Source organism: Smaragdicoccus niigatensis DSM 44881 = NBRC 103563 (assembly GCF_000380645.1).
GTDB lineage: Bacteria > Actinomycetota > Actinomycetes > Mycobacteriales > Mycobacteriaceae > Smaragdicoccus > Smaragdicoccus niigatensis.
In genome coordinates this window covers 901,651-923,923 of sequence record NZ_AQXZ01000018.1, presented here as the reverse complement: position 1 = coordinate 923,923, position 22,273 = coordinate 901,651, and the positions used below count along the sequence as shown (strand labels likewise).

Annotated in this window: 19 protein-coding genes and 1 pseudogene; 9 read left to right on the top strand and 11 right to left on the bottom strand. The window is 64.8% G+C overall.

The window, feature by feature from the left end:
- The first annotated feature begins 3 nt into the window (after window positions 1-3).
- Genes sufC through F600_RS0120675 form a run of 4 tightly spaced genes read left to right on the top strand, consistent with a single transcriptional unit; the run spans window position 4 to window position 2,819 of the window.
- Complete coding sequence (gene sufC / locus F600_RS0120690) at window positions 4-771, top strand: Fe-S cluster assembly ATPase SufC (RefSeq protein WP_018162564.1); 768 nt, start codon at window positions 4-6, stop codon at window positions 769-771.
- A 1-nt stretch (window position 772) separates the two neighbouring features.
- Window positions 773-2,020: a cysteine desulfurase gene (locus tag F600_RS0120685; RefSeq protein ID WP_018162563.1), complete on the top strand. Its 1,248-nt coding sequence runs from the start codon at window positions 773-775 to the stop codon at window positions 2,018-2,020.
- Window positions 2,017-2,475 (top strand): Fe-S cluster assembly sulfur transfer protein SufU, encoded by a 459-nt coding sequence (gene sufU, locus F600_RS0120680; protein ID WP_026306778.1) that lies wholly within the window; start codon window positions 2,017-2,019, stop codon window positions 2,473-2,475. Before F600_RS0120685 ends, sufU begins: the two co-directional genes overlap by 4 nt.
- On the top strand, window positions 2,472-2,819 hold the full coding sequence (locus tag F600_RS0120675; RefSeq protein ID WP_018162561.1) for a metal-sulfur cluster assembly factor: 348 nt from the start codon (window positions 2,472-2,474) through the stop codon (window positions 2,817-2,819). The genes sufU and F600_RS0120675 overlap by 4 nt, the downstream gene beginning before the upstream one ends.
- On the opposite strand, the gene F600_RS0120670 is transcribed toward F600_RS0120675, so the two are convergent.
- The 3 genes and pseudogenes from F600_RS0120670 to F600_RS0120660 all read right to left on the bottom strand — a co-directional run.
- Window positions 2,816-4,621: a serine/threonine-protein kinase PknD gene (locus tag F600_RS0120670; protein WP_026306777.1), complete on the bottom strand. Its 1,806-nt coding sequence runs from the start codon at window positions 4,619-4,621 to the stop codon at window positions 2,816-2,818. The two genes, F600_RS0120675 and F600_RS0120670, sit on opposite strands and share 4 nt — an antisense overlap.
- Window positions 4,622-4,695: 74 nt before the next feature.
- Window positions 4,696-6,072, bottom strand: a complete 1,377-nt coding sequence (locus F600_RS0120665; RefSeq protein WP_018162559.1) for an HNH endonuclease signature motif containing protein — start codon at window positions 6,070-6,072, stop codon at window positions 4,696-4,698.
- A 49-nt stretch (window positions 6,073-6,121) separates the two neighbouring features.
- Window positions 6,122-6,901: pseudogene (locus F600_RS0120660) on the bottom strand (COG4705 family protein); the annotation flags it as partial.
- Window positions 6,902-7,122: 221 nt separating this feature from the next.
- On the opposite strand from F600_RS0120660, the gene F600_RS29225 reads away from it, so the two are divergent.
- Window positions 7,123-8,862, top strand: a complete 1,740-nt coding sequence (locus F600_RS29225) for a putative bifunctional diguanylate cyclase/phosphodiesterase (protein WP_162141457.1) — start codon at window positions 7,123-7,125, stop codon at window positions 8,860-8,862.
- Here F600_RS29225 and F600_RS0120650 read toward each other — a convergent pair.
- On the bottom strand, window positions 8,807-9,472 hold the full coding sequence (locus F600_RS0120650) for a potassium channel family protein (protein WP_245541579.1): 666 nt from the start codon (window positions 9,470-9,472) through the stop codon (window positions 8,807-8,809). The two genes, F600_RS29225 and F600_RS0120650, sit on opposite strands and share 56 nt — an antisense overlap.
- On the bottom strand, window positions 9,465-10,868 hold the full coding sequence (locus F600_RS0120645; protein ID WP_018162555.1) for a TrkH family potassium uptake protein: 1,404 nt from the start codon (window positions 10,866-10,868) through the stop codon (window positions 9,465-9,467). The genes F600_RS0120650 and F600_RS0120645 overlap by 8 nt, the downstream gene beginning before the upstream one ends.
- A 71-nt stretch (window positions 10,869-10,939) precedes the next feature.
- On the opposite strand from F600_RS0120645, the gene F600_RS0120640 reads away from it, so the two are divergent.
- Window positions 10,940-11,551 carry a hypothetical protein gene (locus tag F600_RS0120640; protein WP_018162554.1) on the top strand — a complete coding sequence of 204 codons (612 nt, stop codon included), beginning with the start codon at window positions 10,940-10,942 and terminating at the stop codon, window positions 11,549-11,551.
- Between the two features lies 1 nt (window position 11,552).
- Here F600_RS0120640 and F600_RS0120635 read toward each other — a convergent pair whose 3' ends face one another.
- Window positions 11,553-12,815: a glycoside hydrolase family 183 protein gene (locus tag F600_RS0120635; protein WP_018162553.1), complete on the bottom strand. Its 1,263-nt coding sequence runs from the start codon at window positions 12,813-12,815 to the stop codon at window positions 11,553-11,555.
- A gap of 64 nt (window positions 12,816-12,879) precedes the next feature.
- Entirely contained in the window at window positions 12,880-14,331 is a 1,452-nt protein-coding gene (yczR, locus tag F600_RS0120630; RefSeq protein WP_018162552.1) for a MocR-like transcription factor YczR, read from the bottom strand.
- Window positions 14,332-14,394: 63 nt separating this feature from the next.
- Between yczR and F600_RS31720 the strand changes: the two genes are divergently transcribed.
- Window positions 14,395-14,535, top strand: coding sequence for a hypothetical protein (locus F600_RS31720; RefSeq protein ID WP_018162551.1), 141 nt, complete (start codon window positions 14,395-14,397; stop codon window positions 14,533-14,535).
- Between the two features lie 44 nt (window positions 14,536-14,579).
- Here F600_RS31720 and F600_RS0120620 read toward each other — a convergent pair whose 3' ends face one another.
- The 4 genes from F600_RS0120620 to F600_RS0120605 are packed head-to-tail and all read right to left on the bottom strand — an operon-like array spanning window position 14,580 to window position 18,598.
- Complete coding sequence (locus tag F600_RS0120620) at window positions 14,580-15,365, bottom strand: DUF1295 domain-containing protein (protein ID WP_018162550.1); 786 nt, start codon at window positions 15,363-15,365, stop codon at window positions 14,580-14,582.
- Window positions 15,362-16,630 (bottom strand): SAM-dependent methyltransferase, encoded by a 1,269-nt coding sequence (locus F600_RS0120615; RefSeq protein WP_018162549.1) that lies wholly within the window; start codon window positions 16,628-16,630, stop codon window positions 15,362-15,364. The genes F600_RS0120620 and F600_RS0120615 overlap by 4 nt, the downstream gene beginning before the upstream one ends.
- Window positions 16,623-17,345, bottom strand: a complete 723-nt coding sequence (locus F600_RS0120610) for a DUF1365 domain-containing protein (protein ID WP_018162548.1) — start codon at window positions 17,343-17,345, stop codon at window positions 16,623-16,625. Before F600_RS0120610 ends, F600_RS0120615 begins: the two co-directional genes overlap by 8 nt.
- On the bottom strand, window positions 17,339-18,598 hold the full coding sequence (locus tag F600_RS0120605) for an NAD(P)/FAD-dependent oxidoreductase (protein ID WP_018162547.1): 1,260 nt from the start codon (window positions 18,596-18,598) through the stop codon (window positions 17,339-17,341). Before F600_RS0120605 ends, F600_RS0120610 begins: the two co-directional genes overlap by 7 nt.
- A gap of 167 nt (window positions 18,599-18,765) precedes the next feature.
- Here F600_RS0120605 and F600_RS0120600 point away from each other — a divergent pair, with 167 nt between their 5' ends.
- Together F600_RS0120600 and F600_RS0120595 are read left to right on the top strand one after the other, a co-directional pair.
- On the top strand, window positions 18,766-21,612 hold the full coding sequence (locus F600_RS0120600) for a helix-turn-helix transcriptional regulator (RefSeq protein ID WP_018162546.1): 2,847 nt from the start codon (window positions 18,766-18,768) through the stop codon (window positions 21,610-21,612).
- 101 nt (window positions 21,613-21,713) lie between these two features.
- Entirely contained in the window at window positions 21,714-22,187 is a 474-nt protein-coding gene (locus tag F600_RS0120595; RefSeq protein ID WP_018162545.1) for a hypothetical protein, read from the top strand.
- The last annotated feature ends 86 nt before the right edge of the window (window positions 22,188-22,273 follow it).

The following is a 22,273-nucleotide window of genomic DNA, read 5'->3' as shown; positions in this document are numbered from 1 at the left end:
TGAATGAGCACCCTCGAAATCAAGGACCTGCACGTCGAGATCACGACTGCTGAAGGCGAGACCAAGCAGATCCTGACCGGCGTTACCCTGACGATCAACTCGGGCGAGACCCACGCGATCATGGGCCCGAACGGCTCGGGTAAGTCGACGCTGAGCTACGCGATCGCCGGCCACCCGAAGTACACGATCACCCAGGGTTCGATCACCCTCGACGGCGAAGACGTTCTCGAGATGAGCGTTGACGAGCGGGCCCGCGCTGGTCTGTTCCTCGCGATGCAGTACCCGGTCGAGGTTCCGGGCGTCTCGATGTCGAACTTCCTGCGCACCGCGGCGACCGCGGTTCGTGGTGAGGCACCGAAGCTTCGGCACTGGGTCAAGGAAGTCAAGACCGCGATGACCGAGCTCGAGATCGACCCGTCGTTCGGCGAGCGCTCGGTCAACGAGGGATTCTCCGGTGGTGAGAAGAAGCGTCACGAGATCCTGCAGCTCGGCCTGCTGAAGCCGAAGTTCGCGATCCTCGATGAGACCGACTCCGGCCTCGACGTCGACGCGCTGCGTGTGGTGTCCGAAGGTGTCAACAAGTACAAGGAACGTGAAGAGGGCGGTCTGCTCCTCATCACGCACTACACCCGCATCCTGCGCTACATCAAGCCTGACTTCGTGCACGTTTTCGTCGGTGGCCGCATCGTCGAGTCCGGTGCTGAGGAGCTCGCCAACGAACTCGACGCGAACGGCTACGTGCGCTTCACCTCTGTCGCAGCTGGGGCCTGACATGACTGCCGTGACCGGTCTCGACGTCACCAGGATCAGGACGGACTTTCCGATCCTGAGCCGGACGGTGCGCGACGGGAAGCCGCTGGTGTATCTGGACTCCGGTGCGACGTCCCAGCGACCGGTCCAGGTTCTCGATGCCGAGCGCGAATTCCTGACGACGAGCAACGCCGCGGTTCACCGCGGTGCTCACCAGCTCGCCGAGGAAGCGACTGACGCGTACGAAGGTGCGCGTGAGGACATCGCTCGGTTCGTCGGTGCCACTGCTGGCGAGATCGCCTTCACCAAGAACGCGACCGAAGCGCTCAATCTCGTGACGTTCGCGTTCGCGGACGACCGGTTCCCGTACTGCCTCAAGCCCGGCGACGAGATCGTCATCACCGAGCTCGAGCACCACGCGAACCTCGTGCCGTGGCAGGAAACTGCACGCAAGACCGGGGCCACCCTCAAGTGGTACGGCGTCACGGATGACGGACGCATCGACCTCGACTCGCTCGAACTGACCGAGAACACGAAAGTCGTCGCGTTCACGCATCAATCGAACGTCACCGGTGCAGTCGCTCCGGTCGAGGAATTGGTTCGTCGGGCGCGTGCCGTCGGTGCGATCGTCGTGCTCGACGCCTGCCAGTCGGTGCCGCACATGCCGGTGGACTTCACGGCTCTCGACGTCGACTTCGCGGCCTTCTCGGGCCACAAGATGCTCGGCCCGTCGGGTGTCGGTGTGTTGTATGGCAAGCGCGCGCTGCTCGACGAGACACCGCCGTTCATCACCGGTGGCTCGATGATCGAGACGGTCTTTATGGACAAGACCACCTTCGCGGCGCCCCCGCAGCGCTTCGAAGCCGGCGTCCCGATGACCTCTCAGGTCGTTGGTCTCGGTGCCGCGGTGCGGTATCTCGAAGCGATCGGAATGGACGCGGTTGCCGCGCACGAGCACACGCTCGTCGAGGCGGCGATCAAGGGCCTCAGCGAGATCGAAGGCCTGCGCATCGTGGGTCCGACGGACACGACCAACCGCGGTGGAGCGGTGTCGTTCGTGGTCGACGGTATCCACGCGCACGACCTCGGGCAGATTTTGGACGACGAAGGCGTTGCAATCCGTGTGGGTCACCACTGCGCGTGGCCGCTGCACCGCCGATTCGGCATCGCAGCTTCGGCGCGCGCATCGTTTGCGCTGTACAACACGGTCGACGAGGTCGATGTGTTGGTGGCAGCCATTCGTCGGGCTAAGGAGTTCTTCGGCGCGTGAGAATGGAACAGATGTACCAGGAGATCATCCTGGACCACTACAAGCACCCGCATCACCGCGGGCTTCGTGAGCCGTTCGGCGCTGAGGTGCACCACGTCAACCCGACGTGTGGTGACGAGGTCACGATGCGCGTCGCGCTAAACGACGGTGTCGTCGGCGACGTCTCGTACGACGGTCAGGGCTGTTCAATCAGCCAGGCCTCTACCTCCGTGCTGACTGAATTGGTCATCGGCAAGCCGTTGACCGAGGCGCTGGAGATTCTCGACGCGTTCAACGAGATGATCTCCAGCCGTGGCACGATCGAAGGTGACGAGGACGTCATCGGTGACGGCATCGCGTTCGCGGGGGTGTCGAAGTACCCCGCCCGCGTGAAGTGCGCATTGCTCGGCTGGATGGCATTCAAGGACGCAGTGGTGCGGATTTCATCGGATGACGAGAACGGAGCCGGAAAATGAGCAACGAGCCCGAAACTCCGTCTGTTGAAGACGCAGAGCTGGCCGAGGTCATCGAAGAGGCGATGCGCGACGTCGTCGACCCGGAACTCGGCATCAACGTCGTCGACCTCGGGCTCGTCTACGGGCTTACCGTCGTCGAGAACGTCGCCGTCTTGGATATGACTCTGACGTCGGCGGCCTGCCCGCTGCAGGACGTCATCGAGGACCAGTCGCGCAACGCACTCGTTCGTAGCGGCATTGTCGAAGACCTCAAGATCAACTGGGTCTGGCTGCCGCCGTGGGGTCCGGACAAGATCACCGACGACGGCCGCGAGCAGCTGCGGGCGCTGGGCTTCACTGTCTAACGTTCGTTGAGCCGGATGACCTGACTTCGGTTCAGGTCGCTGACGAACACTGCGCCGGTCAGGTCCACAGCGATTCCTTGCGCGTAGGTGCGCTCGTCGAGTTCCAGTGCGGTCAGGTCACCGGTCGTCGCATCGAACTTCGCGACGCGGTGTTTGACGGACGCGTCCGTGACGTAGATGTCTCCGGCGGTGTTGACGGCGACGGCGTTCGGCGAAGCGAGATCGTTGAACGGCAGAGTGGTCTGAACGTGATTGAGCAGGTCGTAGCTGACGACGCGGTTTGCGGTGGTGTCGGCGATGTAGAGCATTTGACCGTGGATGGCGAGCCCGTGCGGCGAGCTCAGGCCGTCGATGTCGACCCTCTCGAACACATCAGACTGCGCGTAAGCGACCCACACCGACTTGCCGACGTAATCGCTGACGTAAATGTCGCCTCCCGGGCTGACTGCGACCGCAACCGGTTCCGACAGACTGTCGAACGGCAGTTTCTTCGGGTCCTCGCCGGGCAGTCGCTGCCACACCTGCCGAGCGATTGGGTCGGTCACGTAGATCGCGCCGTCATGGAGTGCGAGTCCGCTCGGCGCATTCAGTTCGTTGAATGGCAAGGTCGTCTGCTGGCCCTGATACAGGCGGACGACGCGCCGATTGTTTGAATCGACCACCAGCACTGCGCCGTCCTTGTCGATGGCGAGACCGTGGGGCCCGGAAAGTCCGCTGAAGGCGAGAACTTCCGGTGCTGGACCCGCCGTGCCGCGCTGCCAGTACAGGTATCCGCCGACGGACGCCGCAGCGATCAGCACGACGAGGGCGAGTCCGACGAAAAGGGCTCGTTTGTTGTTCCGCCGCGGTCGTTGAGATGACGGTGGCGCTTGGGGCGCCATCGGCCGCACGTTGTGCTGGGTCGTCGGCATCGCCGACGCCGGACGTTGGTAGGTGGCGGGAGCGGTGGTCGACGCGGAGAAGAACGCCTCGCGCACCGCGTTGGACAGCGCCTCACATGTCGGATATCGGTGATCGCGGTTCTTCGCGAGGCCTCGGGCGATCACTGCATCGAGCTGCATCGGAACGCCCGGGATGACGTCCGAGATCGTGGGTATCGGCTGATTGAGGTGCCCCTGGATGATCGCCGCGCTGCTCTCGCCCCGATACGGCGGGTAGCCGGTGAGTAGGTGGTAGAACGTGCAGGCCAGCGAATACACGTCCGCCCGGCCGTCGAGTGGCAGTCCTTCGAGTTGCTCGGGCGACGCATACCGCAAGGTCGCCACGAGGGACCCGGTCTGCGTGAGGCTCGTTGATTCGTCGATCGCCTTCGCGATGCCGAAATCGGCGAGCATGACGCGCTCGAGCTGTCCCGGCGCTCCGGGTGCGAGCAGGATGTTCGCCGGTTTGACATCGCGATGAAGAATCCCGCACCGGTGCGCATAGTCGAGAGCGCTCGCCGTCTCGGTGAGGATATGCACGGCACGGCCGACCGGGAACGGGCCGGATCGGAGCTGCTCAGCCGCGTCGCTTCCCTCGACGTATTTCATCGCTATCCACAGCTGATCGTCGACACGTCCGCGGTCGTACACCGTCACGATGTTGGGGTGATCGAGACGGGCCGCGTGTTCGGCTTCGAGTTCGAAACGCTTCCGGATGTAGTCGTTCTCCGTGAGGCTGCGGTGCAAGACTTTCAAGGCGACCAGCCGCGGAAGCTGCGGGTGCTTAGCCACATAGACCGCGCCCATGCCGCCTCGGCCGAGCAGGCGAACGATGGTGTAGCCCGCGAAGCTGCTGCCTGGGGCCAGGACATCGTTTGCCATGCCGAGTATTTTGCGCCGGAGCGTTTGATCTTGCTGACCGATGTGGTCAATTCCGGTGAGCAAGCCGAGGCGCGTCACATCGCACCCCTGAGTCTGCGTTCGGGGTGGTGGAAGTGGTTGACCCGGGGTTTACGTTCCGGGTCAATGATTTTGGGTGGTATCCACACCGTCCATCCGAGATGGTTTTTCGTGGTTCTCCATTGACGAAGACCGGGGCCGGCGAGTGGATGATGCACGTCGCAGGCCGGTGCCAGCTCGTCGATGTTGGTCCGGCCTCCGTCGGTCCAGTCATCGACGGCGTGGTGGGCTTGGGTGTAGTAGGCACCCCGGTCACACCCGGGGAAGCTGCAGCCGCGTTCGGTCGCCGCGAGCATCAACCGCTGCCCGGGTGAGGCGATCCGCCGGGTCCGACCGTGATAGAGCTCGACTGGTGTGGCGTCGCCGAAAAGGGTGGCGAGGAACAGTTCGGCGTGTCCGGCCATGCGCAGGACGTCACTGATCGGGATGTCGAGGCTGCCGCCGGTGCGTCCGGCCTGTGGGGCACCCAACGCCGGGTCCAGGGCGGTGATATCGGCAGTGATGATGACCGTAACCGGCATACCCCGGTGCTGGCCCAAATCCCCGGACATGAGGATCGCGCGCAGCATCGCCACGAGTGCGTCATGACACCGCTGACCGTAGGTACGGGTGTCGGCCTTGATGTCGGCTTCGGTGGGGTCGTGGTCGATCGTGGGCTCGGCATCGGCCGGGTTGCACATGCCGCGGCGCGCGAACTTCGCCAGGTACGCCTCCAAATAGGCGGCAGCTTCCGGGGTGAGGCAGAACGTGCCGGACACCATCTTGTCGCTGCCCTGCTTGTGCAGCGTGAAATGCCGCTTGCGGGCCCGGTCCAGGTCATCGTCGAGGGTGCCGTCCGGGTCGATGACGTGGCGGAGCCGGTCCGCGAGCTTGGCGAGTTCGTCGGGGCGGAACTGGGTGGCCCAGTCCGCGAGCTGTTGTTCGGCGAACACGCGTGCGTCGGGCTCGACCACCCGCGGGAGGTTCTTGAAGAACCGGCGGATCACCGTGAGGTGCTCGCGACCCACGGTGCCGTTGTTCACCACTTCGGCGACGTATTCGAGGTTCGGTGCGACGACTTCGCCACTGACCATGACGCGTGGGGTCAGGTCGGCGGCGATCCGCAGCCGTGCGCGGACGTCTTTCTTCTCCAGACGGGCCGCATCGGCGACCGCGTCTACGGTCTGCATGATGCCGAGCGAGTCATCCGTCCGAGTCTCCAGCTCGGCCAGGACCCGGTAGCTGAGGGCGTCGAGTTGCCGCTTGAGCGTCTCGATCTCGACGAACAATGCCGCCTGGTCGGCGCGGGTACCCGAGGCCTGCAGCGGCAGGGCAGCACGCATCGCGGCGAGCACCTCAACGGCCTCGTCTGCTTGAACGCTGTTTTCCCCCACACCATGTAGACGATCATCGCGCCGGTTTCGTGAGGTCCTCGCGAAGGGGATTGTTGATGACGTCGCTCCGCGACCACGTCAGGTAGCTGACCGCCGCGAGGATGACCGCCAGGAACGCAACGCTGGTGAGCGCTGTGCCCAGGCCGAGGCCATGTTCGCTGGACGGTGATGCGAGCCAGTCGCCGATATTCGCGCCCAGCGGCCGCGTCAAGATGTAGGCGAGCCAGAAGGACAGCACTGCATTGAGGCGCAGGCGCCAGCACACGATGATGGCGACAATCAGGCCCGCCGGCAGCAGTACGGAGACTCCGGGAGCCCAGCCCGTGAGTTCCAGCGTCCAGTCCCCAGTCGCCGTGCCCAGCGCGAAGGTAACGAGAATGGCGAGCCAGTAGAACGCCTCGCGCGGCAGACTCGTGATCGAGTGGATCGACAGCGTGCGTTCTCGGACGTACCAGATGCCGAAGACTGCCCCGAGCACCACACTGAACACCGCTGTACTCAACGCGAGCGGGACGTGGAGGCTGTCGGTGAGGATGTCGGTGTACAAGGTTCCCGTGACGCTGAAGACGACCACCGTCAGCCAATAGACCCCCGGGACATACCGAGCCAGTCGCAACTGCCAGGCCAGCACTCCCGCGAGGACCACTGTGAATATCGCCGCAGTGGCCTCGAGTCCGACTCCGAGGGTCATGTTGATCCAGTCGGCAAAGCTCTCGCCGACCGTGGTGCACAGGATCTTGATAACCCAGAACCACAGGGTCACCTCCGGAACCTTGCTGAGCGCATCACCGGTCGACAGCGAAAGCCGCGTGGACTGAACGTTCGTCATGGCGGGAACCTAGCGAGCGGATTCTGAACCATCGCTGTGAGAAGTCGCGATCTGGACGTTTGTCCGGTATCGGTTCAGTCCGCCTGCCGTCGTGACGTGGGACGATCGAAGGTGAACTGCCATCGAGCGAGGCGCATATGATCCGGGGCCTGTTTCGGGAGGTCACGCGGACGTTCCAGGGGAGTACCGTCCGGTCGTCCCCGCTTGTCTATAGCAATTTCATGCAGACCACGACGGGCGTGTTCTATTTCGGCGGCGGTTCGGTCGGTCTGGTGGTCGCGCTGATGATGGCCGACGGCCCGGGCAGTCGCGTCGCCGTGGTCGCGCTGTCCACGTTCGCGATCACCGCGGGCCTGATCATGGTCCGATGGGGCCCACGGATGCCGCGCATTGTGGGCCGAGTCATGCTCGGTCTGGGGCCGTTCGTCATCGCGACTGCCATCGTCGCTGCGACGGATTCGTTTGGCGCGATAGCACTATCGGTGTTGTACGTGCTCGTCGCCACCGATGCGGCGCTGTTCTGTCCGCCCGTCGAGGCCAGTCTCTACATCGCGGTGTCGATCGTGTGCAGCTTGGTGTCCGTCGCGTCGCGGGCGGATCTCGCCTGGTGGGTCGGTGTGCCGAGTGCGAGCGCAACCTTGCTCATCGGCATTTCGACTCTGGTGCTGGCCGGTTGGGCCGGCAACGCTGAGATCGATGGCTTGACCGGACTCCTCAACCGCCGCGGATTCGACCGCGCGTTGCGCAATGCGATTTCGGCAGCCGATCCGGACGGCATTCCGCCCGCTGTCGTGTTCTTCGATATCGATCACTTCAAGCGGCTCAACGACATCAACGGGCACAGCTACGGCGACGAGGTCCTCGTCCACGTCGCCCGTACCTGGAGTTCGCTCATCCCGCCGAGCGCAAGGCTCGGACGCTATGGCGGCGACGAGTTCGCACTTCTTCTCGTCGGAATGCGAGAGGCGGCTGTGGTGTCGTGCGCCGAGACGCTGCGCGATTCGGTCAATGTCCGCTGCTCAGCCGGCGCGACCTCGTGGAACCCAGGGGAGTCGAGCTCGTTGATGACCGGCCGCGCGGACGTTGCGCTGTACCGGGCGAAGAATTCGGGCCGCAACCGGATCACCCTGGAATCGGGACACCGTACGCCGATCGCCGCCGAGTTCCAGGCGACGATGTCGTCCGGGATGAAACTCGCCTACCAGCCGATCGTGCGTCTCGACCAGCCGGACAATCCCATCGTCGCCGTCGAGGCGCTCATCCGGTGGGAGTCTGCGCTGAAGCCGGATCTGACGCCGATGGAGCTCATCGAGATCGCGGAGGCGAGTGGACTCATCGTCGACCTCGACAGTCTGGTGCTTCGGCGCGCGTGCGAGGAAGCGCACGAACTTCAGGCGGCATTCGGAACGGAACCGCTGCAGCTGCACGTCAACGTTTCGGGTCTCACCCTGATCGATCCGCGCTACCTCGACACGGTCAGTCGCGTGCTCATGGAAACCGGTTGGCCGGCAACGCAATTGATCATCGAGGTGACGGAGACCGTCGTCGATGCGGACAACAGCGCAGCACTGAACTGCCTCGACAAGCTGCGGGAGGGCGGAATCCGGATCGCCATCGACGACTTTGGGACGGGCTACTCGTCGCTGAGTCGACTGCAATCGCTACCGGCGGACGAGATCAAGCTCGATGGTGCGTTCGTCGCCGCGTCGTCGACTCATGGTGCATCGCTGCTGGGTGCGGTCGCGGTGCTCGGACACGGGCTGCACATGCCGACGATCGCCGAGCGCGTCGAAACGGCGGACGAAGCCCGGCTACTTACGGACCTGGGCTATCCGATGGCGCAGGGGTTCTTCTTCGGAAAGCCCGTGAGCTGCGAAGAGTTGGTGCGGCGGTTTCGCGATGACCTCAGCTCGGCAGTTGCGCGAAGCGTTCCACGTCCTGCGGCTTTCCCCCGACAATGAGTACGTCGCCCTTCTCGATCATGGTGCTCTCAGTGGCGTAGATGTACTCGCCGCCGCGGTGTTTGACGGCCACGACGGTGATGCTGAAGTTCGACCTCGAGGCGCTCTCGCCCAGTGTGTTGCCGACCGCCGCGGCCGGCGCAATGGTCTTGACCATGGCGTATTCGGGGTCGAACTCGATGTAGTCGAGGATGCGGCCGGTGATCCGGTGTGCCACGCGCGCACCCATGTCGTGTTCGGGCCGGACGACGTAGTGTGCGCCAACGCGTTCGAGAATGCGCGCATGTTGTGCGCTCACCGCCTTCGCGAGGATCTTGGGGATGCCGAAATCCACGAGCACGGAGGCGGTGAGGATGCTGGCCTCGATGTTCGTGCCGATCCCGACGACGGCCTTCTCGAAATCCGGAATACCGAGCTGACTCATGGCTTCGGGGTCGGTCGTGTCCGCAACGGCAGCGTGCGTGACATCGTTCGTCACGCTCTGGATGATCTTGGGATCAGAGTCGACGGCAAGGACCTCCACACCGAGCTTCATGAGCTCGTCGCACAAGGACAGGCCGAACCGGCCCAGGCCGAGGACCGCCACACGGTTCTGCGATGAATTAGCCAACGATGGGACGCTCCTCCGGGTACTCGAAACGGCGTTCCTTTCGGCGCAACGCTAGCGCCGACGCCAACGCGATGGGGCCTACTCGACCGAGGAACATCAGCCCGACGAGGACGAGCTGACCGGCGGCAGGCAGGTCGGGGGTGATGCCGGTGCTCAAGCCGACGGTGCCGAACGCCGAGATAGCCTCGAACAACAACTTCTCGAATCCGGCCGGTGACACCAGATCGAGGATGACGGTCCCGACGACGACCGCGCCGACGCTCAACAGCGTGACGGTGAGAGCCTGCCGCTGGACGTCGAGCGGGAGGCGCCGGCCCATCACATGAACCGACGGTTCGCCGCGAATCTCGGCGAGCATGACGAAGCCGAGCAAGGCGAATGTGGTGACCTTGATACCGCCCGCCGACGATGCGCTACCGCCGCCGATGATCATCAGACAATCGGTGATCAGCAACGAGGTCGAGTCGGCATGGCCGTAATCGATCGAGTTGAATCCGGCCGTCCGCGCGGTGATCGAGGCGAACATTCCGTTGAGCATCTTCGCCCCGGCACCCATCGGCCCCAGTGTCCCCGGGTTGCCCCATTCGAGCGCCGTGATGGTGAGGAAGCCGACGACGACGAGCAGGCCGTAGGTCCAGAGGGTGATCTTGGTGTGGACCGTCCACGTCCGGCGGACCCGGGGGCGCACGCGCGCCCGGCGCAGGGCGCGGGTGAGTTCGAAGATCACCGGGAAACCGAGACCACCGAGCACGCAGCCAACCATCACCGGGACGAGAACCCAGGCATCGTGCTGGAAACTCATCAGGTTGTCCGAATACAAGGCGTAGCCAGCGTTGTTGTACGACGTGATCGCGTGGAAGACGCTATAGAACAATGCCTTTCCGGGTGAGTACGAGTAGCTCAGCAGGAACCGTGCGAACAGCAGAAAGGCGACCACGGCCTCCACGACGAGGCTGATCCCAATGACACCCTTGAGCACCAACTTGGTGTCGCCGAGTTGCAGCGCCTGCGCCTCCGATGCCGCCACGAGTTGCATCCGAAGTCCGATTTTTCGCGCGACGAGCAATGTCAACAAGGACGCGAGGGTCATGATTCCGAGTCCGCCGATCTGGACCAGAATCATGATCACAACCTGGCCGAATGTCGACCAATGCGTTTGCGTGTCGACGACCGCGAGCGCACCGCACGAAGCGCCGGTCGCCGTGAAGAGCGCCGTGACCAGACCGGTCGAACGATCCTCCGCGGTGGATATCGGGAGCATGAGTGCGGCGGTGCCGAGCGCGATCCAGGCGGCGAATGCGAGCGCGACGAGCTTCCCGGGATTGTGCGGGAGAAGTCTGCGGTGCAGCGCAGGCCGAGCCGAAGTTGCCACGTTCGACAGTTTGCGACACAGCATCGATCGCTGCGCGCAAATGCGTCATCGAATGGTCACCCGTACTCGCACGTCGGAGAGGTAGCGTCGACCCCGTGGATTCCTTCGCTGCCACCCGCCGCAGTCTGCACGGCCTCGCCGAACTCCTCATCGCCGGACCGCAATTCCGCGATCTCGGCACGATCCGCCTCAAAGTGAGCGGAGACGGAGTCGAGGGAGCCAAGCTCGGAGTCCGCATCACGGCGGATTCGCTGATCTCCGACCGTGGCCCGACGTCGTTGACGGGCACCTATGCTTCGCTGGCCGCGAAGGCGGGCATCCGGGCAGGTGCACCGACCGGGCTCTACCACGACACCAGTGGAGTGGACCTTGGCGAGTCAGTCGAGGTCAACATGAACGATGCTGCCGTGATCCTCGGCTGGTTCGCCGAAGGACAGCGCGCGTTGAACATCTTTGCGCCCAGCGCCGAACCGGTGCTGTGGCCGGAGCACTTCGATCTCGGCATCACCCTCGACGAGGTGAATTACGGGATCTCGCCGGGTGATTCGTACAGTCCGCGGCCCTATGCCTACATCGGGCCGTGGACCACGCGGGAGGGCGACTTCTGGAACGCGCCGTTCGGCGCGGCCCGGACGATCGACGTACTGCCGACGGCCGACGCGATCGCCGACTTCTTCGCCCAGGGCCAGCGCCTCGCGCACGCCTGAATCAGAGCGTCATCTTGAGCAGCATGACGTTGTACTCCGACCACAATGACAGCGTGAAGTAGAGCGTGTTGCCGCTCGACCACGGGTGGATGTAGGGCGCGTAGATACCGCCCGGGATCGCCTCTGGGCTGAGGATCGTCGTCGCACTGCTCCACGGGCCCTGCGGATTGGTGGCGGTGCGCATGACGACACCCGAGTTGTTCGTGTACATCGTGATGAACTTGCCCAGGTAGGGGTTCCAGGCGACGGAGAGTTCGCTGACCGGTGCACCGAAGACCGCCCGCGCGTACCGCGGACTCGTCGACCAGGCGCTGCCGGTCCAGTAGCGGTATTGCGTCAGGTCGAGGATCGCGTTCTCGGGGACCCGAGCCAGGTAGGCCGCGCCACTGCGACCGTTGGGCGTCCCGTACTGGTACAGGTATCCGTCTTTGCGAACGTAGGCGTTCATCTGGAACTTCTCGTTGCCGTAGGCGTACTTGTACGTTCCGCGCGTTCCCATGGACGTGTTCGCCCGCACGGTCTTCAGCGGAACGGACCAGGTCTCGCCGTTGTCACTCGAGAATGCGATGGCCGCGTAGTTCGTCGTCCAACTGCCGGGTTGGCCCCACTGCCGGACAGACATGAAGTTGATGTATTGCGTGTTGCCGATCGAGATCGCCGCGGTCGGAATGATCGTGACCTCCGGGCTCGCGATGCCGAGCTTCGGGATGATCTGCTTGCTGAAGTTCGTGCGCGACTGCAGCACCGGTGAACCCGCGTAGATATCTCCATAGGCCGGGTTCGGAATGGCGATGCCGTCGGCGAGGTTGGCGTCCGCGCTGCGGAACAGGATGTTGTTGCGCCATTCCTGGCCCGACACCGAGCAATTGCCGAACGTGTCGCCGAAGGCGTACAGAGTTTCGCGGTTCGAGCCGGCCTGACCGTTGTCCCAGGGGATTCCGAGATCGGCGCCGGTGACGCCGAACCGCTGCGCGGTGTTGTTCGGGCTGTTTCGCCCGCCCAGCCACTGCACGAACGTGACGGGTCCGATGGCCTCGCTCGATACCAGCGGTTGCGGCTTCTTCCCGAGCATCGATCGATCGGCGTAGGACGGCTTGCGTCCGATCGGGGCGTTCGGGATGACGATTTCGCTCCCCGTCGCCGACATGGACATCGCGCCGTAGTTGCACGGCGCGGCCGTCGCGGCGGGCGTGGCGAGGAGGGGGAGAGCGATCGACGAACCGACGGTGGCGAGGGCAAGCGAGAGACGAGTCAGGTGACGCACTGAAGCGACGCTAGAAGCCGGAACCCATGAATCAGGCTTGCCAGGCGGACGTCGACCGCATTCGTTATACGAAGATCATCGGCCGTTCAGTGTTCGAACTCACCGGCGCGACAACGGAATACGCCGCAGCCAGGCGTTCCGCAGCCGCGCGCAGATCGGTCGCCGAGCGAACGAACGGGAGCCGGACGAATCGCTCGAAAGCACCGTCGACGCCGAACCGCGGGCCCGCGGGAACGAGGACTCCGTGGTTGACCGCTGCCGCTGAAAGGGCCGTGGAGACCGGCTGCGGAAGTTGGAACCAGGCGGACAGTCCGCCTTCGCCGCGCACCCAGGTCCACTCGGGGAGGTGAGTCTGGACCGCGTCGAGCAGGACGGCGCGACCTTCGCGCAGTTGGTTGCGGCGAGCCTCGAGCTGATGCGTGTGGTGGGTCAGCAGGTCGAGCGCGGTGAGTTGTTCAAGAAGGGGAGTGCCGAGGTCGATAGAGGCGCGTGCCGTGGCCAGGCGCGCGATGAGGCTGTGGTGGGCCCGAATCCAGCCGATCCGGAGGCCTCCCCAGAAGTGCTTGGACATCGAGCCGATCGTGATGACCTCGCTGCCGTGCGCGAACGAGGCGACGGGAAGCCGCTGTGGCCCATCGAGATTCAGCTCCGACATGACTTCGTCGATGATGAGCGTCGTCCGCGCTTCGCGCGCGATCCGAACGAGTTCACGCCGACCGTCATCGTCGAGGCACAGGCCGGTCGGGTTCTGGTAGTCGGGAATGAAGTAGGCGAGCTTGGCCGCGGACTGCCGTGCCGTCGTGGCGATCGCACTCAAGTCCCACGGCTGGGGATGCTCCGGCCGAAGCGGCACGGGAACGGGTCGTCCGCCCACCGCTCGGATCGCATCGAGCGCATTGGGGTAGGTGGGGTGTTCGACGAGAACGCGGTCGCCGGGGGTGGCCAATGCGATGAGGATCAACCTCAGCGCGTACTGCGCACCGGGCGTGATGAGGATCTGGTCGGGCGTCGTCGGCGCACCGCGTTCGGTGTATCGACGGGCGACCGCTTCGCGCAGTTCGGGCAGTCCGATCGGTTCCATGCCGTGCGTGGTCAGGTGCTCTGGCAGGGCCCGCAGTGCGGACTGGTACGCCTCATCGACGCCGAGCGGCGAGAGCACGGCCGCGAAGCTCATGTCGATCGGGGTCAGGTCGCCGGCGGGACGGCTGGCCGGGAACATGAAACCGGTCGGCTTGGCGCCGGGCGGGAGGGTGACCGTCGACTTCGCGCCCTGCTTGCTCTGGAGGTAGCCCTCGTCGCGGAGTTCGGTGTAGGCGGCGGTGATCGTCGTGCGGCTGACGCCGAGGGCGGTGGCGAGGTGACGTTCGCTGGGCAGCGCGGCGCCGAGGGGGACTCGACCGTCGTGAATGAGCACCTTCAGACGTTCGGCGAGGCCGGCGTAAGCACTCCGGTTTCCGGACTTCCAGTCACCCAGATGCGTCTGCAGGGAGGCGACCCCGACGGTTGTCTCTGCCATACAGTCCACTATTTCGTAACTGGACCTTTAAGGCAAGGCCAGTTGGGTGGAGTCTTGGTAACTATGACCGCTGTGCTTGTTCTTCTTCTCCTGCTCGCCGTGTACGTGGCTGCCCTGAAGTGGATTCCGGCTGCCGGTGTTAGTGCAGATCAGGAACGTGTTGACCGCGAGATCGCGGCGATGCGGGCGCACCGTACGGCGTAACCAGTCCAGTTTCGACTAACTGGACTGGCTAGACGTGGCCTGCATCATGAGGCGGCCCGACGTGGCCACCACGGGATGAAGCCACTGGTGCGGCGAACGTACTCGGCGTAGCCGGGTCGACCTTCCAGATGCCGTTCGAGGAGTGCCTTTCCGGAGACCCGGACCAGGAGTGTCGTCATCACGATCGGCGCAAATATCGTGACCAGCACGATCGGGCCCGCCGTGAGAGCCACGAGGTAGAGACCCCACCACAGGCACGCGTCGCCGAAGTAATTCGGGTGTCGCGTGTACCGCCACAGGCCGCTGTCGATGACGCGACCCTGGTTGTCGGGCTCGAGCTTGAAGGTACGCAGTTGCGCATCGCCCACGGCTTCGAACACGAGGCCGACCAGCCACAGTGCGACACCGATCATCGCCCACGCGGGCATTTCGCCGGACAGTGTCGCGCTCAACTGGACTGGCACGGAAATGACCCAGATGAGGACGCCTTGCAGCACATAGACGCGCGTGATGATGCCGACGCGGCGCGGGAGGCGAGACTTCGCGAGAAAGGCCTCATATCGCGGGTCCTCGCCATGTCCCTGCGAGCGGACGGCGAGGTGGACCGCAAGCCGAAGCCCCCATGCGGTGACCAGCACGGCGATCAGCCACTTTCGGGCCGGATCGCCTGCGCCGAGCACCGCGGAGTTGATCGCGATCGCCGCGAACGCGAGTCCCCAGGCCACGTCGACGACGTTGTGCCGCGCAAGGCGCTCGCCGACCATGAACGTCAAAGCCAAGACGACGCTCACGACCAGCAGATTGGCCGCGCCGATCAGTGCAAGATTCACCGCGACTCGATCACGTACTGCTGTACGTCGAGGTATCCGGTGGCGAATCCAGCTCGGGCGTAGCAGAGATAGAACCGCCACATCCGCCGGAAGGTCTCATCGAGCCCCAGCTGCCGCAGGTGCTCCCAGTTCGCGTCGAACCGTTCCTCCCACAGGCGCAACGTCGTGGCGTAGTGCGAACCGAACGACAGTCGGTCTCGGACCGCAAGCGCGGTGTGTGCCGCAATCGTCCGATCGATCGCCTCGGTCGACAGCAAGAGCCCGCCGGGGAAGATGTACTTCTGAATCCAGGTGTGGGTGTTCCGTGTTGCTTCGAGACGGTCGTCCGGCATGGTGATGACCTGCAGTCCGATCTTCCCGCCAGGAGTGAGCAAGCGGTCCAGTGCGCGGAAGTACGTGGGCCACTCGTCGTACCCGACAGCTTCGATCATCTCGACCGAGATGATCGCGTCGAACGTCCCGGTGACATCGCGATAGTCCTGCAGTCGGATGTCCACCCGGTCGGCCAGGCCGGCTTCCTCGACTCGTTGCCGGGCCAGGATCGCTTGCTGCTCGGACAGCGTGACCGTGGTGACCCGCGCACCGCGACGTGCTGCACGAATCGCGAGTTCACCCCAGCCCGTCCCGATCTCGAGGAGTTCCGTACCGGCCCCGACGCCGGTCTCGTCGAGCAGTCGGTCGATCTTCGCGTGCTGCGCAGCAGTCAGGTCGGACCAGTCCGTGCGGGTCTCGTCGTCGAACAACGCGGCCGAGTAGGTCATCGTGGAATCGAGGAATGCGGCGAACATGTCGTTCGATAGGTCATAGTGCGCGGCGATGTCCTCCTGCGCGGCCTGCCGCCAGTCTCGCGTCTCGACGGGCGAACGTCGGACGGCGAGGCTGCGCAGTCGCTGCCACGATGCGGGCACGAGATTCGCGACGTTGTCGGCGAGCACGGAGACCAAATCGGTGAGCACGTCTGCGTTGGTGGTCGTCCACTCGCCTGCCATGTACGACTCGCCGAAACCGATAAGTCCACTGTTTCCGAGGCGAGCGAAGAACGCTGCCGGATTCATCACGACCATCATCGGGTCGGCGATCGACCCGGCGCCCCACGTTCCGATGCCGGCGAGACGCACTCGCATCGGCAAATTCTTCACCGCGTTCTTCATGATCATCCGCGCGATCGGCGTACGCCACGTTGCAGCGGGCACCGTCGACACGTCCGGCCACCGATCCGGATCGATGAACTGTGGCTCTCGGATGGACGCAATGGTGTCAGTCACTGTGGATTCCTTTGGCGTTCTGGTAAGGCTGGATGTCAATTTTCTTGCGCCACAAACTGATTCCCTGGCGACGGATGCGGGCGCTGGTGAGGAGTGAAGTGCCGACCGCGAGTGCAGCCGCGATCGTGCGGGGCGTGATGGCGACCTGGTCGCCAAGCACGGACGCCACGAACGGCGGCTCACCGCTCCGATGGAGGCTCACCGTCAGCACAAGGGACTGGCTCGGCACAGGGGACTGAATGTGGTACTCGCCGGAGGTGTCGTAGAAAGGCGACACGAAGAGTTCCTTGCGCGTCTCTGCGTGGTGATGCTCGTCCGGACGCAAGAGGTAGCGATGCCGCTGCCCGTAGGTGTTGTGGACCTCGGCGATCACCGCGACCGGTTCGCCGTCCACGCGCTGGCAGTAGAAGACGGTGATCGGGTTGAACGAGTAGCCGAATTGGCGAGGTGTCGTCAGCATCTTGATCGTGAGGCCGGTTGGGTCCACGCCTTGTCGGGACAGAAATGCCCGGACGTTGGCGCCGATCGGAGCGGTGGGATCGCCGCAATAGTCACGCGGTTCGAACCGTGCCACCAATCGCACGGACGGGGGCAGCGCGTCGAGTTGGTCGACGTCGACGAGCCACCAATAGCCCCGGTAGGTGAAGTCGTGCTCGACCGGATGCAGGCGTCGGTGAAAGATCCGAGTTCGGTACAAGCGGACGCTGTCTACCATTTCGCCCCCAGGGCATGCGCGGCGGCAAGGCCGGATCGAGCGCCGTCCTCGTGGAATCCCCACCCGTGGTAGGCGCCCGCGAACGCGACGCGGTCACTGGTGAGTTCAGGCAGCCGTCGCTGTGCGGCCACGGAGGTCGGCGTGAATTGCGGATGGGTGTAGTTCATCTCCGCGTGGATGCACGCCGGATGGACGTCATCGGAAGCGTTGAGACTGACGAGGTAACGCTGAGACGTCGGGATCTGTTGGAGCCGGTTCATGTCATACGTGATGGTCGGCGGGTCGCTGATCGAAGTGCCGCAGGAATAGCTCCGGTAGTTCCACGACGCGCGCGCCCGGTCGCTCACCGGGAGCTGAAATTCGTCGGAGTGCAGCTGCGCGGGATTCGGGGAGTATTCGAATGCGCCGAGTACCTCCTTCTCGAGAGCGGTTGCGTCGGACAGCAGCGCGAGCGCCTGGTCGGCGTGCGTGGCGATGACGACGGCGTCGAAGGACTGCGAGCGACCGCTCTCAACCTGAACCTCGACGCGCCTGGAGTGGCGGGTCACACCGACGACCTGCGTGTTCAGTCGGACGTCCGGAAGCTGTTCGGCGATTCGGTTGACGTACTCGCGAGAACCGCCCACGACGGTCTGCCACTGTGGCGATCCCCAGATCCGCAGCATGCCGTGGTTGTTCAGGAAGGAGAACAGGTAGCGGGCGGGATAGTCGAGCGCCACGACATCAGGGCACGACCACACGCACGCCACGAGCGGCGTGACGAAGTGATCGATGAAGTACTGGCTGAATCCGTGGCGGTCGAGGAACTCGGCCAACGTTTGATCCGAGTGATCGCTCGAGGCAAGCAATTCCCGCGCAGTGCGGTGGAAGCGCGGGATTTCGGTGAGCATCTTCAGATATGCGCGGTTCCGGACCATCTTCCGGCGGGGAAACAGTCCGGCTAATTTCCGTGCACCCGCATACTCGAGGCCACAGCCGCCGCACGACACTGACATCGACATCTCGGCCGGTTGGGTCGCCACGCCGAGTTCGGAGAACAGCCGCACCAGCGTGGGGTAGGTGGCGAAGTTCATGACGATGAAACCGGTGTCGACGACATCGCTGCTACCGTCCGGCCGGGGAATCACATGCGAATGAGCATGGCCGCCGAGACGTGAGTCACCCTCGAAGAGCGTGACATTCGCGGTGGTCCGTAATGCCCAGGCGGCGGTCAGTCCCGCAACTCCGCTGCCGATGACGGCAATTCTTTCCACGATGTGGCCTTCCGTTTGGGAAGCCCGGCTGGTCAGTCTCAGATTTCGACCAGCCGGGCAGTCGACCGCCCGGGTCGGGTGGGATTCCGGGCAGGCGACGTGTGAAATTCGGAGCGGCGCGGCCAGCGGATTGGCACGAGGCGGAAATTCGTCTATTTACTTGACCTATGCGCGCGCGATCGGTCGTCGGCCGGGAATCGGCCACTGGGCTGATCGCGACCGTGGTCGATGCCGCGCCGGCGAGAGGCGGTTCGGTCGCCATCATCGGCGGCGCTGGGGTCGGAAAGTCGGCTCTCATCCGGGCCGCTGCGGTCGACCCGGCGCGCTGTGTCATCGGCCGTTGTGTTCCGCCGCCCGTCGCGGCGCTGCGACCGATTCGCGAAGTGAGCCTCGGGCTCCTGCGTCGCGGCGCCGATCCGGAGTCGCCACAATTGGCACGGCTCCGGCGGCCGATCAACGCGTTGGTATCCGCGGAGCCGGACGACTCCACGGCAGAGCCACTGACTGCGATGACGATGGGCGAGGCAGTGCTCGCGTTGATGCGCGCTTGCGGTCGTCGTGCACCGGCTGCCGTCGTCATCGAGGATCTCCACTGGGCCGACCCCATGACGGTGGAGGTCGTCGAGTACCTTTCCGACGCGGCACCCGCCGCCGGATTTGCGCTGATCACGACCCTTCGCCCGGATTGCGACGCACTGTCGACGATCCATCGCCTCGGCCAGCGTCGCGCCCTGGAATTGATCGACCTCGCGCCGCTCGCCCCGGCCTCGGTGTCGGCGATGGTCGCCGACTGCTTGGGCTCACCCGACATCCCGCCGGGTTTGCTCGATCTTGCTAGTCGTGCCGAGGGCGTCCCGCTGTTGATCGAGGAGATGCTCAGCGTCGCTGCCGTCCGGGGTGACCTCGAACAGGACCGCGGATCGTGGCGTTACCGGCAGTCCGCGGTCGTGGTTCCCCCGACGATCATCGACACCGTCCGCATTCGGCTCGAGGGACTCTCGGTGCCGGAGCGCGACACTCTCGAAGCGGCCGCGCTGCTGGGGCGCCGCTTCGATCGGTCTATCCTCCCCATGGCCCTCGAGGCGACGCCCGAAGCGGTGGCCGCAGTTCTCGATCGCGGACACGCGCTGGGCCTTCTCGAACGCGAGCCCGGAACGGGGACGGTGCAATTCATGCACGCGCTCGTTGTCGATGCGGTTCTGGCCTTGGCGGATCCAACGAGGGTCTCCAGGACGGCGTCGGTGCTGGCGGTCGTTCATGAATCGCGTGGCGATTTCGAGTCGGCCGCGGCGATGGCGGAGATCGCCGGTGAATCGACCAAAGCCAGCCAGTGGTATCGCGCTGCCGGTGAGGAGGCGCTCGGACGAGGCTTGACCGCCGCGGCGATCGCACTGTTCGACCGTGCCCTTGCGGGGCAGTCGAACCCCGAACAGCTCATCGAGATTCGCGAGCATCTGACCGACGCGCTGGCTGCGGCCGGCGATGCCGACCGGGCATCCCGCGAAGGCATGCGACTCATGCGGCAATTGCCGGCTCTGGGGGCGGACACCGAACGCCAACAACGCGTTCGGTTGGCGGTCGCTCGCGCGGAAGCGAACGCCGGCCGTTGGACGCAGGCCGACGCGATGGTGCGTTCGCTCCGGGAGAACGACGAATTCCCGCCAATCGCAAGGAGTCTCGCCGCACTCGTGGCGTTGGAGTGTGGTCGCCTGGGCGAGGCGTCAGCGTTGGCCAAACGAGTGGTGGAAGCGAACGCGGACACGACGTCGGTGTGCGAAGCCGCCGAGGTGCTCGGCCGAATCGCCCGGCTCGACGATCTCGATCAGGCCAGATCCTGGTTCGAACTGGCGCTCAGCAAAGCCGAACTCGGTGGCTCGGCGCTTCGCCAGGCCCGTGCCCACCACGAATTGGCGACTCTCGATCAGCTCACGGACCTGGTTGTCGAACCGCTGTACCGGGCGCGGGACGCGGCGCTCGCCGCGGGTGCGCCGGGACTGCTCGCCGCTGTCGACTTCCATCTCGCGGCCGTGCATGGTGTGCGGTTCGAAAGTGAGCAGGCGATCGACGCCGCACGCCGCGTTCGCGCGACCGCAGTTTCTCTGGGAGCACGACTTCAGGAAGCGTGGGCGTGGATTCTCATCGGTCAGGCGCAGGCCGTTGCCGGGGCGCGCAACGAGGCCGCGGACTCCGCAGCGAAGGCGATCGCGCTCGCCGATGGCGATGCCGAGGTTCTCGGGGTGGCGACCGGAACCTGCATCGGGCTGGCCGCTCTCCTCGATGAGGACCGAACCGCGGCCTCGACGTACTGGCAGAAGGCGATCGATCACCTACGCGCAGCTCCGAATCAGGTCGCGCTGCCGCCGTGGTACCTGTGGCCGCTGCTCGCCACCGTGTGGGACCTCGAAGGCGACGGCGGAGTGCGGGCACGCGAGGAGACGGACACCCGCAATCTTCGCGTCCTCCCCGGGGTGGATGCGATCTGGCACCTTGCGGTTGCCGTGGCTCAGGGCCGGGACGGAAATCGCCAGGGCGCGAACGACGAATATGACCGTGCCGCAGAAGGATTCCGTCGCGTTCCCGCTTTCGCCGGCTATCGAGCGCTGGCCTTGCGGATCGTGGCCGAGGCGGCACTTCGCGATGGATGGGGTGAACCGGCTGCGTGGCTGACGGACGCGGACACGTGGTTTCTCGCCAACGGTTTCGGCCGGGCATCTCGTGCCAGCCGAGCGTTGGCGCGCAAGGCCGGAGGGCCGCAGCGCCGTGCCGGGAGGGGTTCGAGCGATGTGCCCAAAGGGCTCGCGCGGCTTGGGGTCACCAGCCGTGAGGTCGACGTTCTCAAGCTCGTCGAACGCGGTCTGACCAACGCCGACATCGCCGGCGAGCTTTATCTGTCGCCGAGCACGGTCAAGGGATACGTCGAATCGCTCCTGGCGAAGACCGGTTCGGAGAACCGGACCCGGCTTGCTGCGCTCGCCCGTGTCCACCGATTGGGGGAGCCGGGTTTCCCCTCGTAGAGGGCCTTTTCGGCCGATCAGGCGAGGCGACGGTTCGCGGGAAAGTTAATGCATCGCCGGAATACACCGGCACAGAACTTCTCCCGATAAGGACCACTGACATGAACACCAAGACCCTCATCGCCACCCCGCTCATCGGCCTTGCTGTCATCGGCGCCGGAATCGGAGCCGCCGGCATCGCATCCGCCGGAACCCTCCCGACCGACGGCAACACGATCGCCATGACGATCTACAACGACACCGACCAGACGATGACCCTCACCGGTGACTACACCTCGTCCGGTGACTTCATCGCCGCACCGCAGGACACCCTGGCGCCGCATTCGAGCGAGATCGTCACCGCGTCGGTCACTGATTGGGATGGATTTACCGCAGTCGTCAACTACGGCGTTCCGAACACCAACACGATCGCCACCTTCGAGGCCAACAACACCCCGCAAGGCGCTTCCACGGACGGCACCCAGGTCGGCGGATATTTCGCCCACCGGTACGACCTCAGCAGCAACATCGACTCGGCATTCCCGAACATGAACGCAAGCTTCACGATCGCACCGAACGGAGGACTTGTTTACTGACCTGAACTGACTTACCGACCGGAATTGCTCACAGCGCCCGCAGCCCACCAGCTGCGGGCGTTCCTCTGGGCTAAAACCCGCCGATC

Coding starts and splice junctions, on each gene's coding strand:
- F600_RS31720 (WP_018162551.1), top strand. CDS start 14,395: ATGACCGCTGTGCTTGTTCTTCTTCTCCTGCTCGCCGTGTACGTGGCT.
- F600_RS0120610 (WP_018162548.1), bottom strand. CDS start 17,345: ATGGTAGACAGCGTCCGCTTGTACCGAACTCGGATCTTTCACCGACGC.
- F600_RS29225 (WP_162141457.1), top strand. CDS start 7,123: ATGCAGACCACGACGGGCGTGTTCTATTTCGGCGGCGGTTCGGTCGGT.
- F600_RS0120600 (WP_018162546.1), top strand. CDS start 18,766: ATGCGCGCGCGATCGGTCGTCGGCCGGGAATCGGCCACTGGGCTGATC.
- F600_RS0120685 (WP_018162563.1), top strand. CDS start 773: ATGACTGCCGTGACCGGTCTCGACGTCACCAGGATCAGGACGGACTTT.
- sufC (WP_018162564.1), top strand. CDS start 4: ATGAGCACCCTCGAAATCAAGGACCTGCACGTCGAGATCACGACTGCT.
- F600_RS0120675 (WP_018162561.1), top strand. CDS start 2,472: ATGAGCAACGAGCCCGAAACTCCGTCTGTTGAAGACGCAGAGCTGGCC.
- yczR (WP_018162552.1), bottom strand. CDS start 14,331: ATGGCAGAGACAACCGTCGGGGTCGCCTCCCTGCAGACGCATCTGGGT.
- F600_RS0120645 (WP_018162555.1), bottom strand. CDS start 10,868: ATGCTGTGTCGCAAACTGTCGAACGTGGCAACTTCGGCTCGGCCTGCG.
- F600_RS0120595 (WP_018162545.1), top strand. CDS start 21,714: ATGAACACCAAGACCCTCATCGCCACCCCGCTCATCGGCCTTGCTGTC.
- F600_RS0120670 (WP_026306777.1), bottom strand. CDS start 4,621: ATGGCAAACGATGTCCTGGCCCCAGGCAGCAGCTTCGCGGGCTACACC.